General features: G+C 71.5%; 14 protein-coding genes. 2 read left to right on the top strand and 12 right to left on the bottom strand.

The window, feature by feature from the left end; all coding sequences use genetic code 11:
* Nucleotides 1–15 precede the first annotated feature (15 nt).
* The 8 genes from ABGB05_RS15330 to ABGB05_RS15365 form a co-directional block, all read right to left on the bottom strand.
* A complete protein-coding gene (locus ABGB05_RS15330; protein ID WP_347653994.1) occupies nt 16–1200 on the bottom strand; it encodes an ROK family protein in 1185 nt (394 codons plus the stop codon).
* A 164-nt stretch (nt 1201–1364) separates the two neighbouring features.
* A complete protein-coding gene (locus ABGB05_RS15335) occupies nt 1365–2318 on the bottom strand; it encodes a YihY/virulence factor BrkB family protein (protein ID WP_347653996.1) in 954 nt (317 codons plus the stop codon).
* A 156-nt stretch (nt 2319–2474) separates the two neighbouring features.
* Nucleotides 2475–3284 (bottom strand): ABC transporter permease, encoded by an 810-nt coding sequence (locus ABGB05_RS15340; RefSeq protein WP_347653997.1) that lies wholly within the window; start codon nt 3282–3284, stop codon nt 2475–2477.
* Nucleotides 3285–3378: 94 nt separating this feature from the next.
* The gene (locus ABGB05_RS15345; protein WP_347653998.1) at nt 3379–4185 is read right to left on the bottom strand and encodes an ABC transporter permease; all 807 of its coding nucleotides are present in this window, start codon (nt 4183–4185) and stop codon (nt 3379–3381) included.
* Between the two features lies 1 nt (nt 4186).
* On the bottom strand, nt 4187–5119 hold the full coding sequence (locus ABGB05_RS15350) for an ABC transporter ATP-binding protein (RefSeq protein WP_347654000.1): 933 nt from the start codon (nt 5117–5119) through the stop codon (nt 4187–4189).
* 83 nt (nt 5120–5202) lie between these two features.
* Complete coding sequence (locus ABGB05_RS15355) at nt 5203–5682, bottom strand: hypothetical protein (RefSeq protein ID WP_347654150.1); 480 nt, start codon at nt 5680–5682, stop codon at nt 5203–5205.
* Nucleotides 5683–5743: 61 nt separating this feature from the next.
* Nucleotides 5744–7630: a DNA primase gene (gene dnaG / locus ABGB05_RS15360; protein WP_347654002.1), complete on the bottom strand. Its 1887-nt coding sequence runs from the start codon at nt 7628–7630 to the stop codon at nt 5744–5746.
* Nucleotides 7631–7757: 127 nt separating this feature from the next.
* Nucleotides 7758–8603 carry a siderophore-interacting protein gene (locus ABGB05_RS15365; protein ID WP_347654003.1) on the bottom strand — a complete coding sequence of 282 codons (846 nt, stop codon included), beginning with the start codon at nt 8601–8603 and terminating at the stop codon, nt 7758–7760.
* A 108-nt stretch (nt 8604–8711) separates the two neighbouring features.
* On the opposite strand from ABGB05_RS15365, the gene ABGB05_RS15370 reads away from it, so the two are divergent.
* Complete coding sequence (locus ABGB05_RS15370; protein WP_347654005.1) at nt 8712–8996, top strand: potassium transporter TrkA; 285 nt, start codon at nt 8712–8714, stop codon at nt 8994–8996.
* A 6-nt stretch (nt 8997–9002) separates the two neighbouring features.
* Nucleotides 9003–10493, top strand: a complete 1491-nt coding sequence (locus tag ABGB05_RS15375) for a cation:proton antiporter (RefSeq protein ID WP_347654007.1) — start codon at nt 9003–9005, stop codon at nt 10491–10493.
* A gap of 109 nt (nt 10494–10602) precedes the next feature.
* Here the strand turns inward: ABGB05_RS15375 and ABGB05_RS15380 are convergent, their stop codons facing one another.
* The 4 genes from ABGB05_RS15380 to ABGB05_RS15395 form a co-directional block, all read right to left on the bottom strand.
* Nucleotides 10603–12210, bottom strand: coding sequence for an MFS transporter (locus ABGB05_RS15380; protein ID WP_347654008.1), 1608 nt, complete (start codon nt 12208–12210; stop codon nt 10603–10605).
* 9 nt (nt 12211–12219) lie between these two features.
* Entirely contained in the window at nt 12220–12915 is a 696-nt protein-coding gene (locus tag ABGB05_RS15385; RefSeq protein ID WP_347654009.1) for an SDR family oxidoreductase, read from the bottom strand.
* A 190-nt stretch (nt 12916–13105) separates the two neighbouring features.
* Nucleotides 13106–14371, bottom strand: coding sequence for a deoxyguanosinetriphosphate triphosphohydrolase (locus tag ABGB05_RS15390; protein ID WP_347654010.1), 1266 nt, complete (start codon nt 14369–14371; stop codon nt 13106–13108).
* A gap of 123 nt (nt 14372–14494) precedes the next feature.
* Nucleotides 14495–14848 (bottom strand): VOC family protein, encoded by a 354-nt coding sequence (locus ABGB05_RS15395; RefSeq protein WP_347654012.1) that lies wholly within the window; start codon nt 14846–14848, stop codon nt 14495–14497.
* Nucleotides 14849–15105: the final 257 nt, after the last annotated feature.

A 15105-nucleotide genomic window follows, 5' to 3' on the forward strand; every position in this document is an offset into this window, starting at 1 on the left:
CCTCGTTCCGGTCGGTCACGACGCCTCCGCGAAGGCGACGTCGGTGGCGAGTACGGCCGCGCCGGCGACGCCCGCCCTCGGGCCGAGTTCGGAGAGGACCACCGGCAGGTTTCCGGTGGCCAGCGGCAGTGACCGTCGGTAGACCACACTGCGGATCTCGGCGAGCAGGATGTGGCCGAGCTGGGCCAACCCGCCGCCGATCACGATCATCGAGGGGTTGGCGAAGCTGACGAGTCCGGCGAGCACGCCGCCGACCTGCCGTCCGCCGTCCCGGATGAGCCGGATGCAGGTCACGTCCCCCTCGCTCGCGCCCTGCGCGACGTCGAGGGCGGTGACCGAGTCGGTCGGGCTCGCGGCGAGCCGCTCGGCGAGGGCCTGGGAGACGCCGCTGCGGGCCGCCGCCGTCGCCTCCCGGGCCAGAGCGGCTCCGCTGAACAGCGCCTCCAGGCAGCCGACGTTGCCGCACGAGCAGACCGGGCCGTGCGCGTCGACCTGGATGTGGCCGATGTCGCCGGCGCAGCCGTCGTTGCCCCGGTAGACCTCGCCGGAGAGGTAGATGCCGCAGCCGATGCCGGTGCCGATCTTCACGAACAGGAAGTCGTCGACCGAGTGCGCCACCCCGCCGTGCCGCTCGCCGATCGCCATGATGTTGACGTCGTTGTCCACCACCGCCGGGCAGCCGTGCTCGCGGGTGAGCAGTTCGCGGACCGGGAAGCGGTCCCAGCCGGGCATGATCGGCGGCGACACCGGGGTGCCGTCCCGGAAGCTCACCGGCCCGGGTACGCCGATCCCGACCGCGTGCAGCCGCTCGTACGCCCCGTCGACCTTCGCCTTGTGCAGCAGGTCGTTGACCCGGTGCAGGATCACCTTGGGCCCGGTACGGATGTCGGCGGCCTCGGCGTACACCGCGATCGTCTCGAGCCGGCCGTTGACCACCTCGACGTCGATCGAACTGGCGCCCAGGTCGACGGCGGCGAACCGCAGGTGCGGGCTGAGTTCCACCAGGGTGGACCGCCGGCCGCCCCGGGAGGCGGCGAGTCCCGCCTCCGCGACGTAACCGAGGGCGACGAGTCGTTCCAGTTCGGCGAGGAGCCGGGGCCGGGGCATCTGCAGTCGGTCGGCGAGTTCCGCCCGGGAGATCGCACCCTCGTCGCGCAGCAGCCGGAGCAGCCGGAGGTGCAGGGCTTCGGATCCGCGCACCGCGGTCACCTCCGTCGGACTCGGTTCACGGTCTGGCAACGCGAGTGCGTTGTGCTCGACACAGTAGGAGTCTTCCGGATCGACTGTCCAGGGATTCAGCCAAGTTGACGACAACTTTTGTCCATACAGACGAAAGTTAGTTTATGATCTTGGAAAGCGTTTGATCACCGATCGTGACGCCGCTTCCGAAGCTTCCGGTCGTCCCGCAGCGACACGTACGGCTCCCGCTCCCCCGACCCACCCATCCGGATGGTCCGCTCCCGCTCCAGCTCGGCACTCAGCTCCGCGCCGAGCAGGATCGCCACGTTCGACAGCCACAGCCAGATCAGGAAGACGATCACCCCGGCCAGTGAGCCGTACGTCTTGTTGTAGGAGCCGAAGTTGGCCACGTAGAACGCGAAGCCGGTGGAGACGACCGCCCAGGCGAGCACCGCGAACAGGCCACCGGGACTGATCCACCGGAAGCGTTGCCGGGCGTTCGGCGTCGCCCAGTAGAGCACCGCGAAGATCAGGCTGACCAGCACCAGCAGGACCGGCCACTTGGCGACGTCCCAGGCGGTCACGCCGGCCGAGCCGACCCCGAGCCGCCGGCCGACCTGCTCGGAGAGCTTGCCACTGAACACCAGCAGCACCAGGCTGACCAGCACCATCAGCCCGACCAACGCGGTGGTCCCGAGCCGGAACGCCAGGGTCCTGACCAGCGGCCGGCCCTCCGGCACGTCGTAGATCGCGTTCGCCGCCCGCATGAACGCGCCGACATACCCCGACGCCGTCCAGTACGCCCCGAGCAGGCCGAGGATCGCCACCAGGCCGGCGGTGCCGGCACTGCCCTGCACCTGACTCACCCCGGTCAGCAGGATGTCCCGGGCCGACTGCGCCGGGACCACGTCCCGGATCACGTTCTGCACCCCGCGTACCGCGCTGTCACCGATCAGCCCCAGCACCGAGACCAGCACCAGCAGCGCGGGAAAGAGCGCCAGCACCCCGTAGTAGGTCAGCGCCGCCGCCCAGTCGGTGATGTTGTCCGCCTGGGCCTCACGCAGGGTCCGCCGCAGCACCCCAGCCCAGGCGGCCCGGGAGAGCCGCCCCGGACGTTCGGCCTGTCGCCCGTCGGCCACGCCCCGGCCCTCCTCGGTCGCCCCGTCCGGTGACCCGACGCCAGCCGCGCGGCCACCTGTCGACTACCGAAGGTAGTCGGCATACCGGGGTCCGTTGGTCGGTCGGCGCCGGGATACGCCGAAAGGTCACGCCGGGCCCACCGGGCTGGCCGGCCGTCACCTGGTGAGCAACCGACCCATCCGCCGACCGGCGACGACCAGGCCCAACACCAGCACCCCGAACAGGTAGAGCAGATCCACCAACTGGCTCCAGCCCACGCCGGCGACGGTGACGCCCCGGATCAGGTCCACCGCCCGGTAGAGGGGGCTGGCCTCGACCACCCAGCGCAGCACCGCCGGATAGGCCGCCGCCGGTACGAAGGTGCCGGAGAAGAGGAAGAGGGTGAACTGGGCCGACCCGAGCAGGTCGAAGTCCTGCCAGCTGCGCATGAACGTGGAGATCGCCATGCCGAGCGCGCCGAACGCGAAGCCGACCAGCACCGCCGCCGGAAGCGCCACCAGGGCCCGTACCGCGCTGGTCAGGTCCATCCAGACCATCACGGCGAGGAAGACCGCGCTGTAGAGCGTGCCGCGCAGCATCGCCCAACCCAGCTCACCGAGGGCGATCTCGAACGGCTGCACGGGGGTCGCCAGGATCCCGTCGTACAGCTTCATGTACTTCATCTTGCCGAAGAAGTTGAAGGTCGTTTCGGCCAGCGCGCCGCTCATCGCCGAGGCGGCCAGCATCGCCGGCGCCACGAACGCCGCGTACGACACCACCGTGCCGCCCGGCAGCGTCAGGTCACCGACCAGTGCACCCACTCCGACGCCGATGGAGAGCAGGTAGAGCATCGGCTCGAAGAAGCCGGAGATCAGCACGATCCAGTACGCGGACTTGAGGGCGGCGACGTTCCGCTCGGCCACCGAGACCGCCCGGCGGGCCGGACCCGCGAAACCGACCAACCGGGGCAGGACGAAACTGACCACGGAACCTCTCCTTACGTCACGGACGGGCGCACGCGGGCGACGGACCGGGCCGGCGGCAGCCGGGGTATTACGACGGCAGCCGGCCCACGGCGGGTCAGACCACCAGGCGGCGACGGAACCGGGCCCGGGCCAGCAGCCAGCCCGCCACCGCCCAGGCGGCCAGATAGAGCAGGTGACCCGGGACCGACCACTCCGGGGCGACCCCGAGGGCGGCGGCCCGACACAGGTCGACGCCGTGCCACAGCGGCGAGACGTACGCCAGCCAGCGCAGCACCAGCGGCAGCGACTCGACCGGGAAGAAGACCCCGGCGAAGAGGGTCATCGGGATCACCGCGAACCGGAACAGCAGCGCCAGATAGCTGTCGCTACGGACCGAGGCGCTGTAGGCGAAGACCGGGGTCGAGATCGACAGCCCGATCAACAGCACCAGCAGCGGCACGGCCAGCGCCCACGGCGAGTGCAGCGTGCCGAACAAGGCCGCGACCAGCAGGAACGCCAGACTGCTGGTGAGCACCCGGAACAGCACGAAGGCGAGGTGGCCGGCGAGGATGTCGCCCACCCGCAACGGGCTCGCCGCCTGCGCGAAGTAGATCTTGATCCACTCGAAGTTGCCCAGCACCGGCCAGGTCGACTCACCGACCGCCACCTGCAACGCCGTCGAGGCGATCAGGCCGGGCACGATGAAGTCGAGATACGAAACGCCGCCCACCCCGGAGTCGACGTACGCCCCGACGCCGAGCCCGAAGCCGAGCATGGTCAACAACGGCAGCAGGAACGACGAGAAGGCGCCCGCCCGCCAGGTCCGTCGGTAGGAGACGAGTCCGTACTCGAAGACCGCGAGCGCCGGAAAACGTCCCACCAGCCCGGCCCGCTCCACCCGGTTCTCCGCCAGCACCGCCATCTCAGTCCACCAACGTCCGGCCGGTCAGGTGCAGGAAGACGTCCTCCAGGCTGCTGCGCCGGACCAGCACACTGGCCGGGTTGAGCGCCCGGGCGTGCACCTCGGCCACCGCCGCGTCGCCGTCGGTCACGTAGAGCAGGATCCGGTCCGGCAGCACCTCGGTCCGCTCCCCGATCCCGGCCAGCTTCCCGGCGAAACTCTCCTGCGACTCGCCGGCGAACCGCAGCTCCACCACCTCCCGGGTGGAGTAGCGCTCGATCAGCGCGCGCGGCGAGCCCTCGGCGACGATCCGGCCCCCGTCCATCACCACCAGCCGGTCACAGAGCTGCTCGGCCTCGTCCATGTAGTGGGTGGTCAGGACCAGCGTGACACCCTGCTGCTTCAACCGGAACAGCCGCTCCCAGACCAGGTGCCGGGCCTGCGGGTCCAGCCCGGTCGTCGGCTCGTCGAGCAGCACGATGTCGGGCTCGTTGACCAGCGCCCGGGCGATGGTCAGCCGACGCTTCATCCCGCCGGAGAGCGGTTCCACCTTGCTGCCGGCCCGCTCCGCCAGCTGCACGAACTGCAGGAGTTCGGCCGCCCGCTCCCGGGCCACCCGACGCGGGATGCCGAAGTAGCGGGCGTACGTCGTCAGGTTCTCCTGGACGGTGAGCTCGGGGTCGAGGTTGTCCAGCTGCGGACAGACGCCGAGCCGGGCTCTGATCCGTGGGCCATCCCGGCGCGGGTCCATCCCCATGATCCGCAACTCGCCGCTGGTCGGCGGGGAGACACAACCGACCATCCGCATGGTCGAACTCTTGCCGGCACCGTTCGGCCCCAGGAACCCGAACGCCTCACCGGCCCGTACGTCGACGTCGATCCCGTCGACGGCGACGAAGTCGCCGAACCGTTTGACCAGCCCACGTGCCTGGATCAGCACCCCGTCGTTCGCCACGGCCCGACCCTAGCCCGGACCTGCGACACGGCCCACCGAGTTTCCCGCCGACCGGCCCGCGTGCCGGGTCTGCGCCGACCGGCTCAGACGTCGGGCGTGGCCTCGGCCCGGGCCGCCGCCACCAACTGGTCGGTCGCCTCGACCACCGCCGGATCCTCGGTCGACGTGCCGGGGTCGTAGCGGACCGTCCAGGTCAGGCCGTCGACGCCGGGCACCCGACGGGCCACCACCCGCACGCCGCCGCCGTCCGGCAGCCGGTGGTGCGTGGTGTACGCCACCGAACGGGTCACCCGGGTCCGTACCTGGTGCGGCACCTGGCCCGGATCGAGCAGCAGGTACGTCCGCACCTGCCCGTCGGCCTGCACCCGGTAGTCGACCCGCTCCCCGGCCGGCTCCGCCGGGGTGACCGACAGCTCCCGACCGGACCAGACCGCCTTGTGGATGTCGTGCCAGCCGAGCCGGCCGACGCCGCCCGGCAGCCACAGCCCCCGGTCGGTGACCACCACCGACTCCGCGCCGTCACCGACCCGGGCCCAGTCGAGGACCCGCTCGTCGCGGTCCAACGCCGGCCGCCGGTCGGCCGGCAACCGCCGACCCCGGGAGAACAGGTTGAACACCACCGGTCTACAGACCCCCCATCGCCTGCTCACGCAGGGCCCGCGCGTGCTGTTCGAGGGAGAGCAGCTCGCCGAAGAGCGCGAAGTACTCGTCCTTGTTCGCCGCCGGGTTGATCCGCTGCACCTTCGACTTCAGGTCCCGGATCCGGGCCGTCACCGCACCCCACTCCAGCCGGGCGAGGGTGATCGAGACGTACCGGGGATCGGGTTCGGTGTCGATCCGCAGCGGTTCGACGGCGAGTTCGCTGACCAGTGCCACCGCGGCCAGGTCGGCGCAGGCGTCCCGGACCGCCTCGATCCAGACCGCGCCGCCGGTCGCGGCCGCCGCCCCACCGGCCGTCTCCACCGCCGCCCGGACCACCTGGTGCACCGGGTGCTGGTAGACCTCGGGTGCGAGCGCGTCGAACATCGGACCGGCCAGTACCGGCACCTGCAGGGCCAGCTTCAACGCCTCGCGTTCCACCATGACCTGTGGGTTGTCCACCACCGGCGCGGGCGCGGCGGGCCGGGCCGGCGGGCCCGGCCGGTCACCCCGGGCCGGTGCCGCCGGGGCGTTGCGCAGCTCGTTCTCCGCGTTGCGGACCGCCCGCTGCACCGGCTCGATCTCCATCCCGAGGTCGCCGGCGAGCTTGCGGACGTACTCGGGGCGCTTCTCCCGGTCCTTGAGCTTGGCCACCAGCGGGGCCGCCCGGCGCATCGCCTCCACCCGGCCGTCGACGGTGTCCAGGTCGTACCGGTTGAGCACCTGACGCAGCGCGAAGTCGACCAGCGGCTCGCGGCGGGCGACCAGGTCACGCACCGCCAGGTCCCCCTTGGCCAGCCGCAGGTCACACGGGTCCATGTTGTCCGGGCTGACCGCGATGAAGGTACGACCGACGAACCGCTGGTCCTCCTCGAAGGCCCGCAGCGCCGCCTTCTGCCCGGCGGCGTCCCCGTCGAAGGTGAAGATGATCTCGCCGGCCACCGCGTCGGTGTCCATCAGCAGCCGGCGCAGTACGCCGATGTGGTCGGCGCCGAACGCGGTGCCACAGGTTGCCACCGCGGTCGGCACCCCGGCCAGGTGACAGGCCATCACGTCGGTGTAGCCCTCGACGATCACCGCCCGCCCCTGCCGGGCGATCTCCCGCTTGGCCTGTGAGATGCCGTAGAGCACATGCGACTTCTTGTAGATCGGCGTCTCGGGGGTGTTCAGGTACTTCGGGCCGTCGTCGTCGTCGAACAGCTTCCGGGCGCCGAAGCCGATCACGTCACCGGTCAGGTCCTTGATCGGCCAGAGCAGCCGACGCCGGAACCGGTCGATCAGCGAACCCGACCGCGCCTGCCGGGCCAGCCCGGCAGTGATCATCTCCTGCGCGGTGAAGCCCTTCTGCCGCAGGTGCTTCGTCAACGCGTCCCAGGCGTCCGGGGCGAACCCGCAGCCGTACGTCTGCGCCGCCGTCCGGTCGAAGCCGCGCTGGGCGAGGAACTCGCGGGCCGGCCGGGCGCCAGCGGTGCCGAGCTGGTCGGCGTAGAACTCGGCGGCGGCGGCGTGCGCGGCCACCAGCCGCTGCCGCTGGCCCTGCTGGGGGCGGACCGGCACCGGGCCGGCCTCGAGGTACCGGAGCTGGATGTTGGCCCGGTCGGCGAGTCGTTCGACCGACTCGATGAAGCTCAGGTGCTCGGCGTCCATCAGGAACTTGATGGCGTCGCCGCCAGCTCCGCACCCATGACAAAAATAGACATTTCGGGCAGGTGCCACGGTGAACGACGGGGTCTTCTCGTCGTGGAACGGGCACAGCCCCTTCAGGTTGCCGCCACCCGCGGACTTCAGCGTCACCGTCTCGGAGATGATGTCGGCGATCGAGGTGCGCTCCCGGACCAGCGCGATGTCCTCGTCCCGGATCCGCCCAGCCATCGTCCACCCCCTCGGGCGTACATCCTGCCCTGCCCGGAAGATCTCTCCGCCGAAGGGGTACCCGCCGGAGGGGCCGGGCGGTCGCCATCTGTTCACGGACCGGCCATCCGCGGTGACCGGTCGGGCGTCACCGGACGGCGAGTACCGCCGCCTCCTCCTCCGCCAGTCGGCGGTTCCAGTCGGCCTTGACCGCCCGCCAGCCCTCGTCGTCGTGACCCCGCCGCCAGTAACCGGAGATGGAGAGCATCTCCGGCGGCACCCGCAGGTCGACCCGGAGCAGTCGACGCAGTTCCCGGACGAACTGCGCCTCGCCGTGCACGAAGGCGTGCACGGCGCCGGCCGGCGGGTCCATCGACCGGACCGCCTCGACCAGGGCTTCGCCGACCGTACGTCGGCCCCGGTGCACCCAGACGATCTCGACCGCCCCGGCGGTGGTCAGCTCCTGCTCCTCGGCCCGGTCGGCGACCTCGACAAAAACCCGGGCCGGCGCGTCACGGGGCAGCCGCTCCAGGGCCACACCGATCGCCGGCAGGGCGCTCTCGTCCCCGACCAGCAGGTGCCAGTCGGCGGCCGGGCTCGGGGCGTAGCCGCCGCCCGGGCCACGGAACATCACCTGGTCGCCGGGGCGGGCGCGGGCCGCCCACGGGCCGGCGAGGCCCTCGTCGCCGTGGTACACGAAGTCCAGGGTCAGTTCCCGGACCGCCGGATCCCAGGCCCGGACGGTGTACGTCCGCAGGCGGGGCCACTGGTGCCGGGGCAGCTCACGACGGATGAGGTCGAGGTCGCACGGCTGCGGGTAGTGCACGCCCGGCGGCGGGAAGAGCAGCTTGACGTAGTGGTCGGTGTAGCTGTCGGCGGTGAATCCGTCGAGTCCGTCCCCACCCAGGACCACCCGGATCATGTGTGGCGTGATCCAGCTGGTCCGCAGTACCGTGGCGTACCTGACCCGAGCCCCACTCCTACCCTCCGGCATTAGCTTAGGCTAACCTGATCGACCGCCGATCGTCGCCCGGAGAGGCCGAGGTCACCCGTACCCACCGTCCGGACGACCTCTTCCGCCGCACACCGGCACGGCTAGGCTGTGACTGCCACGGACCACCACGTCCGGGACGGTGGGACGATCAGCTTCTGGGGAGAGGTCATGGGCCAGGGCGTACGCGTACAGGAGTTGCCGGGCATCGGCAAGCGGTTCGACATCGACCTCGGGCACAGCGACGACCGGATCTCGATCGTGGTACGTCGGGACGGCGCGCGGGACCTCTACGTCTTCAACAACCGCTCGGACGAGCCGGCCGCGGTCATCGACCTCACCGAGGAACAGGCCCGCAAGGTCGGCGCCGTTCTCTCCGGCACCTTCTTCGCCTGAGCCGCCGTGCACGCTGATCTCATCGGCTTCGGCGCCCTCGTCCTGGTCGCCGGACTGCTGGCCCGTGCCGGACGACGGGTGGGCCTGCCCAGTGTCCCCTTCTACATGCTCACCGGCATCCTGCTCGGCCCGGCCACCCCCGGGCCGGTCCTGGTCGCCCATCCCGAGGACCTCGCCCTGCTCGCCTCCGTCGGGCTGGTCCTGCTGCTGTTCAACCTCGGCGTCGAGTTCCCGGTCCAGCAGGTCTTCGGCAGCGGGCGACGGCTCTTCATCGCCGCCGCCTGCTCCATCGGGCTCAACGTCGGTGCCGGCCTCGGATTCGGGTTCGCCCTCGGCTGGGGCAGCCGGGAAGCGTTCGTGGTCGCCGGCGCGTTGGGCATCTCGTCGTCGGCGATCGCCACCAAACTGCTGATCGAGCTGCGTCGGCTGGCGAACGCCGAAACCCCGATCATCCTCGGCATCATCGTGATCGAGGATCTGTTCCTCGCCTTCTACCTGGCACTGCTCTCCCCCATCCTGGCCGGGGCCAGCACGCCGGCGGACATCGCCCTGCACATCGGCATGAGCTTCGGCTACCTGGTGCTGCTCGTCCTGGTGGCCCGGTTCGGTGCCCGGGCCATCGGCTGGCTGATCGGCAGTCACGAGGACGAGCTGCTGGCGATCCTGATGTTCGGCCTGGTCGTCCTGGTCGCCGGTCTCTCCGCCGAGGTCGGCGTCTCGGACGCGATCGGCGCGCTGATGGTCGGGCTGGTGGTCGCCCGCACCGCCGTACGGGAACGGGTGGAACGGCTGGTCCTGCCGCTACGGGACGTCTTCGCCGCGGTCTTCTTCGTCGCCTTCGGGCTGAGTATCGACGTGGGCGCGTTCGGCGTGGTGGCCGTACCGGTGGCGATCGCGGTGCTGATCACCCTCGTGGTCAACGTCGGCTCCGGGCTGATCACCGCCTCGCTGTTCGGCTTCAACCAGCGGGGTGCGGCGAACGTCGGGCTGACCGTGCTCGGCCGGGGCGAGTTCTCGCTGATCCTCGCCACCCTGGCGCTCGGCGCCGGGCTGAACTCCCGGATCGGGCCGTTCGTCGCGCTGTACGTGCTGATCCTCGCGGTACTCAGCCCGATGCTCGCGGCGCAGTCCCGCTACCTGGCCCGGTTCATCCCGGACCAGCTGCTCCGGCACCGCTGGCGGTACGTCCGGGAGGAGACGATGAGCACCGCCTGCCCGCACTTCGACCGGATCCAGATCACCGAGACCGACACCGACGTCTGCCCGCAGTGCGTGGAGTCCGGGGACGACTGGGTCCACCTGCGGATGTGTCTGACCTGCGGTACGGTCGCCTGCTGCGACGACTCGGTGAACAAGCACGCGACCGCGCACTTCGAGGAGACCGGACACCCGCTGATCCGGTCCATCGAGCCGCACGAGGACTGGCGGTACTGCTACCTCGACGGTTCCCTGGTCCGGGAACCGATCGGCCCCCGCCCGAGCGTCGAGTCGTCCTGACGCGGCGGGCGGGGCAGTCCCGGCCGGCGCCGGAACGCGGGGCCGCGCCAACCGGACCACCGGGCCGCGCCAACCGGTCACCCGGGCGACACCGACGACACCGGCCCGGTTACGGGCCGGCTTCGGCGGGCAGCAGGTGGCTCACCTCCGGTATGCCCTCCACATGTCGCAGCGCGCGCAGCTCGGCGGCCTGGTCCGCCTTGGTCAACCGACCGCCGTGCTGCCGGAGGTGCTCGTCCCAGGAGGCCAGTTCGTAGACCTCGTGGTAGCGGTCCGCCGTCTCGCCGGCCCGGTACAGGCCCCAGCGCAGCGCCCCGGTCCGTTGCCGGGCGGCCCGGACGTCCTCCATCGCCGAGACGAACCGTTCGCGTTCCTCCTCCCGCACGGTGTAGGTCAGGATCACCACGACCGGTCCGACGCTCGGATCCGGCTCGTCGACCAGGTCGAGTTCCGGCCAGTGCGTGGCCGGGTCCTTCTCGACCGCCCGCAGGTCGGGCAGTGGCCAGATCCGGACCGTGAAGGCGCCCGCGACCATGAGCAGGCCGGCGACGACGTGGGCGAGCACCAGGCTGGTCGTGTCCGCGACGACACCCCAGGCGAGTGCGCCGAGCGCCTGACCGCCGGCGAAGACCACCTGGTAGACGGCGAGGCCACGGGCACGTACCCAGCCGGGGAGGAAGAGCTGCATCTCGGCGTTGAGGTTGGAGAGCACCGTCACCCAGGCCAGACCGGCCGGTACCAGCGCGATCAGCACCACGGCCTCGATTTCGACCGCCACCACGACCAGCATGGCGATCCCGTACGTCACCCCGGCGATCAGCAGGAACTTGTTCGGGGAGAGCCGGGACCGGACCCAGGGCAGCACCAGACCGCCGATGACCGCGCCGACGCCGAGCGCCGCGAGCAGGACGCCGTACCCGCCGGAGCCGAGTCCGAGTTCCTGGTTGGCGACCAGTGGCAGCAGTGCCCAGAGCGCGCTGCCGGGGATCAGGAAGAGCAGGGCCCGCAGCAGCAGCCGCTGCACGATCGGCGAGTGCCGGACGTACCGGCCGCCGGCGCGCAGCGCGGCGGTGAACCGCTCGGGCACCTCCACCGAGCGGGCCTTGCCGGGCCGCCAGCGGATCAGGACAAACGCGAAGAAGAGGAAGGCCAGGGTGTTGAGGGCGAAGACCAGCGGTACGCCGGTCCAGGCGATCAGCAGACCGGCCACCGCCGGCCCGACCGAGCGGGCCGCGTTGACGCTGATCGAGCCGAGCCCGGAGGCGGACTGCAGCAGCGTGCGGGGGACCAGGTCCGGGATGATCGCGGCCCAGGCCGGCAGGGTCAGCGCCTGCCCGACCCCGAACGCGAAGGTGAGGGTGAGCAGCAGCGCCGGTGGCATCCGGGCGGTGGAGGTGAGCAGGGTGAGCGCCACCCCGACCCCGACCACAAAAAACTGTACGGAGATCAGCAGCCGCCGCCGGTCGAGGGTGTCGGCGAGCGCCCCGGCGGGCAGGGCGAGCAGCAGGATCGGCAGCATGCTCGCGGTCTGCACCAGGGAGACCAGGGTGGAGGCGTTCGGTTGCTCGATCAGCAGCCACTGCGCGCCGACGGTCTGCATCCAGGTGCCGATGTTGGCGACGAGCATCGCCACCCACAGGTTCCGGTACGCCGCCACCTTCAGCGGCGCGAGCGCTGACGGTGGCGGCTCGGCGGAGGCCGGTCCGGCGCTGACCATCGGTGCGCGTCACCACCGTCCGTCGGCGCGCAGCACCCGCTGGCCGGAGACGTAGAGGTCGTCGGCGGTGAGCAGGAGCAGCCGTACGACCTCGGTCGCCACCTGCTCGGGCAGCGCGAAGATCGTGTCGAGGAAGTCGGCGCCGACCCGTTCCTGGAGCCGGGTGTGCATCGGACCGGGATGGATCTCCATGACCTTGATGCTGTTCGTCCCCTGCGCTTCCGCCAGCGACTCGACCAGACTGGTGCCGAAGCTCTTCGTCGCCCGGTAGAGCGGGATCCCGGGCCGGGGGATGTCGGTGGCCAACGCGCTGACGTAGACGACGTTGCCGTACCCCTGCCCGCGCATCCGGATCAGCGTCTCGCGGAGCAGGATCGCGGTGCCGAGTACGTTCACCTCGATCGCCCGACGGATCATCTCCGGGGCGAGGTCCTCCAGTGCCCCGCCGGCCCACATCGCGGCACAGTGGGCCAGGCCGTCGATCGGGCCGTACCGGCCGACAACCTCCGCCAGGGTGTCGCTGACCTGGTTCGGGTCGGAGATGTCGCAGACGATGCCGTCGCAGCCGAGTTCGTCCCGGGCCTGGGAGACCTCCGTGGCCACGTTGCCGATGATCACCACCCGGTGGTCGACGGCGAGGATCCGGGCCACCTCCAGGCCGAGGCCGCTGGTCCCGCCGTCCACCACGAATGTCCTGGGATCCATGGGCACACTCCAGCTCCCTGTCGACGACGCCGTCCTATCAAGGAGGGTTACACCTGCGGGGCGGCCGTGCGGCCATGATCGGCCAATCGACGCGGCCCCCGCCGGCAGGAAGGGCGCCTTCCTGTCGTTTCCGTACCAGACGGGCTGCTCCCCACACCTGTCCGGGTCGCGGCGCGACCGGCGGGGCGGCTCAGCCAGCGGTGAGGCGTTGGTGCCAGGTGACCGCGGCCGGGTCGGTGAGCGAGGCGACCTGGTCGACGACCACCCGCAGCCGGCCGCTGTCGTCCGGTGCCGCCTTCCAGAGCGGCGCGAAGACCGGGTCGAGTGCGTCCGGCGCGCGTACGCAGAGTGCCTCGACCAGCTCGGTCAGGATCTCTCGCTGCCGGGTGTACCAGCTCTCGGCGCCGGGACGCCGCATCACGTACCGCAGCGCCATCCCCTTGAGCAGGGCGCACTCGGCGCGGATCCGCCGGGGCACCACCAGTTCGGCGGCGTACCGGCGCAGCGGGCCGGTGCCGTGCCGCTGCTCGGTGGCGGTGATCGCCGCGGCGACGAAACGCCCGGTCAGCACGCTGGTGGTCGCCTTGAGCGCGGCCAGCGCCCGATGGCTGCCGTCGTAGTCGGCGAGTGGGGCGAGCAGCGGGTCGTCGAGCAACTCGGCCAGCACCCCAGCCAGGTAGTCGGCGGACTCGGTCGAGTAGCGCCCGGCGACGTCGGCGCAGAGCGCGGCCCGCTCGTCGAGGTCGGCCCGCAGTGGTGACAGCCGCAGGTAGCCGCCGTGGATGCCGTCCTCGACGTCGTGCACCGAGTACGCCACGTCGTCGGCCCAGTCCATCACCTGGGCCTCCAGGCAGCGGGTCTCGCCGTCCGGGGCGCCCCGGCGCAGCCAGGCGAAGGTGTCCAGGTCGTCGGCGTACACCCCGAACTTGCGTCGGCCGGTCTGGCGGGGCCAGGGGTACTTGCAGACGGCGTCGAGCGCGGCCCGGGTCAGGTTGAGCCCGACGGAGGCGCCGTCCGGCCCGTACACCTTGGCTTCCAGCCGGGTCAGCACCCGGAGCGTCTGGGCGTTGCCCTCGAAGCCGCCACAGTCGGCGGCCAGTACGTCCAGCGCGTCCTCGCCGTTGTGTCCGAACGGCGGGTGTCCGAGGTCGTGGGCGAGTCCGGCCACGTCGACGATGTCCGGGTCGCAGCCGAGCCGGCCGCCCATCTCGCGGGCGATCTGCGCGACCTCCAACGAGTGGGTGAGCCGGGTGCGGAGGAAGTCGTCGGTGCCGGCGGTGTGCACCTGGGTCTTGGCGGCGAGCCGCCGGAACGCCGCCGAGTGCAGGACCCGGGCCCGGTCCCGCTGGTACGGGCCGCGTCCGTAGCCGGTGTCCTTCGGTGCCTCGGCCACCCGGCGTTCCGCGTCACCGTCCGGGTCCGGGGCGGCCTGCCGAACCGTGCCGACCGTCGTCACCGGCCCCGCCGGCGACCGCTGGCACCACACCGCACACCGCGGGACCGGGCGTCGCCAGCGGCCCGCCGGGTGCCGTCGACGCCGCGCCGCACGTCTGACGGCCGGTGGTCGCCGTGGTGTCGGTCAGCTCCGCTGGGCGAGCACACAGAACTCGTTGCCCTCCGGGTCGGCCAGCACGGTCCAGGTGTCGTCCGGCGACTGCCCGACGTCGACGTGTCGGGCGCCCATGTCGACCAGCCGTTCGACCTCGGCCTCCCGGTCGGCCGGGCGGAGGTCGATGTGTAGTCGGTTCTTCGTCTCCTTGTGCTCCGGAACCGGTACGAAGACCAGGCCGGGCAGCACGTCCGGGGCGCGGCGGATCTCCACCTCGTCGGGCAGCTCGTTGACGATCTGGTAGCCGAGGGCCTCGGCCCACCAGCGTGCGAGGCGGGCCGGATCGGCCGCGTCGACCACCAGGTTCTCCCACACGCTGCCCATCGGCCAAACCTCCGTCAGGCGGGAAACAGGATCCGCGTGCCGCTCAGGTTACGCCTGGCCGCCGACAGCGGAGAGCCATCCGGAGCCCGACACTCCCGGCGATCCCGCGCCGCCGGCGACCCGCGACGGCCGAACAGCCGGGAGTTGCCCACGCCCCACAACCGCCGAACAGCCGAGAGTTGCCGAACGATCGCCGGTGGCTACCGTCCCCCTCGCCACGCATGGCCGGGTGTAACGTGCCGGGGGCGGAAGGTGAC

Origin of the sequence: Plantactinospora sp. B5E13 (assembly GCF_039871775.1) — a bacterium.
Classification (GTDB): Bacteria; Actinomycetota; Actinomycetes; order Mycobacteriales; family Micromonosporaceae; genus Plantactinospora.

Bases quoted from the DNA above. Each gene is read 5' to 3' on its own strand.
- ABGB05_RS15380 (WP_347654008.1), bottom strand. From the start codon at position 12,210: ATGGTCAGCGCCGGACCGGCCTCCGCCGAGCCGCCACCGTCAGCGCTC.
- ABGB05_RS15385 (WP_347654009.1), bottom strand. From the start codon at position 12,915: ATGGATCCCAGGACATTCGTGGTGGACGGCGGGACCAGCGGCCTCGGC.
- ABGB05_RS15395 (WP_347654012.1), bottom strand. From the start codon at position 14,848: ATGGGCAGCGTGTGGGAGAACCTGGTGGTCGACGCGGCCGATCCGGCC.
- ABGB05_RS15365 (WP_347654003.1), bottom strand. From the start codon at position 8,603: ATGCCGGAGGGTAGGAGTGGGGCTCGGGTCAGGTACGCCACGGTACTG.
- ABGB05_RS15345 (WP_347653998.1), bottom strand. From the start codon at position 4,185: ATGGCGGTGCTGGCGGAGAACCGGGTGGAGCGGGCCGGGCTGGTGGGA.
- dnaG (WP_347654002.1), bottom strand. From the start codon at position 7,630: ATGGCTGGGCGGATCCGGGACGAGGACATCGCGCTGGTCCGGGAGCGC.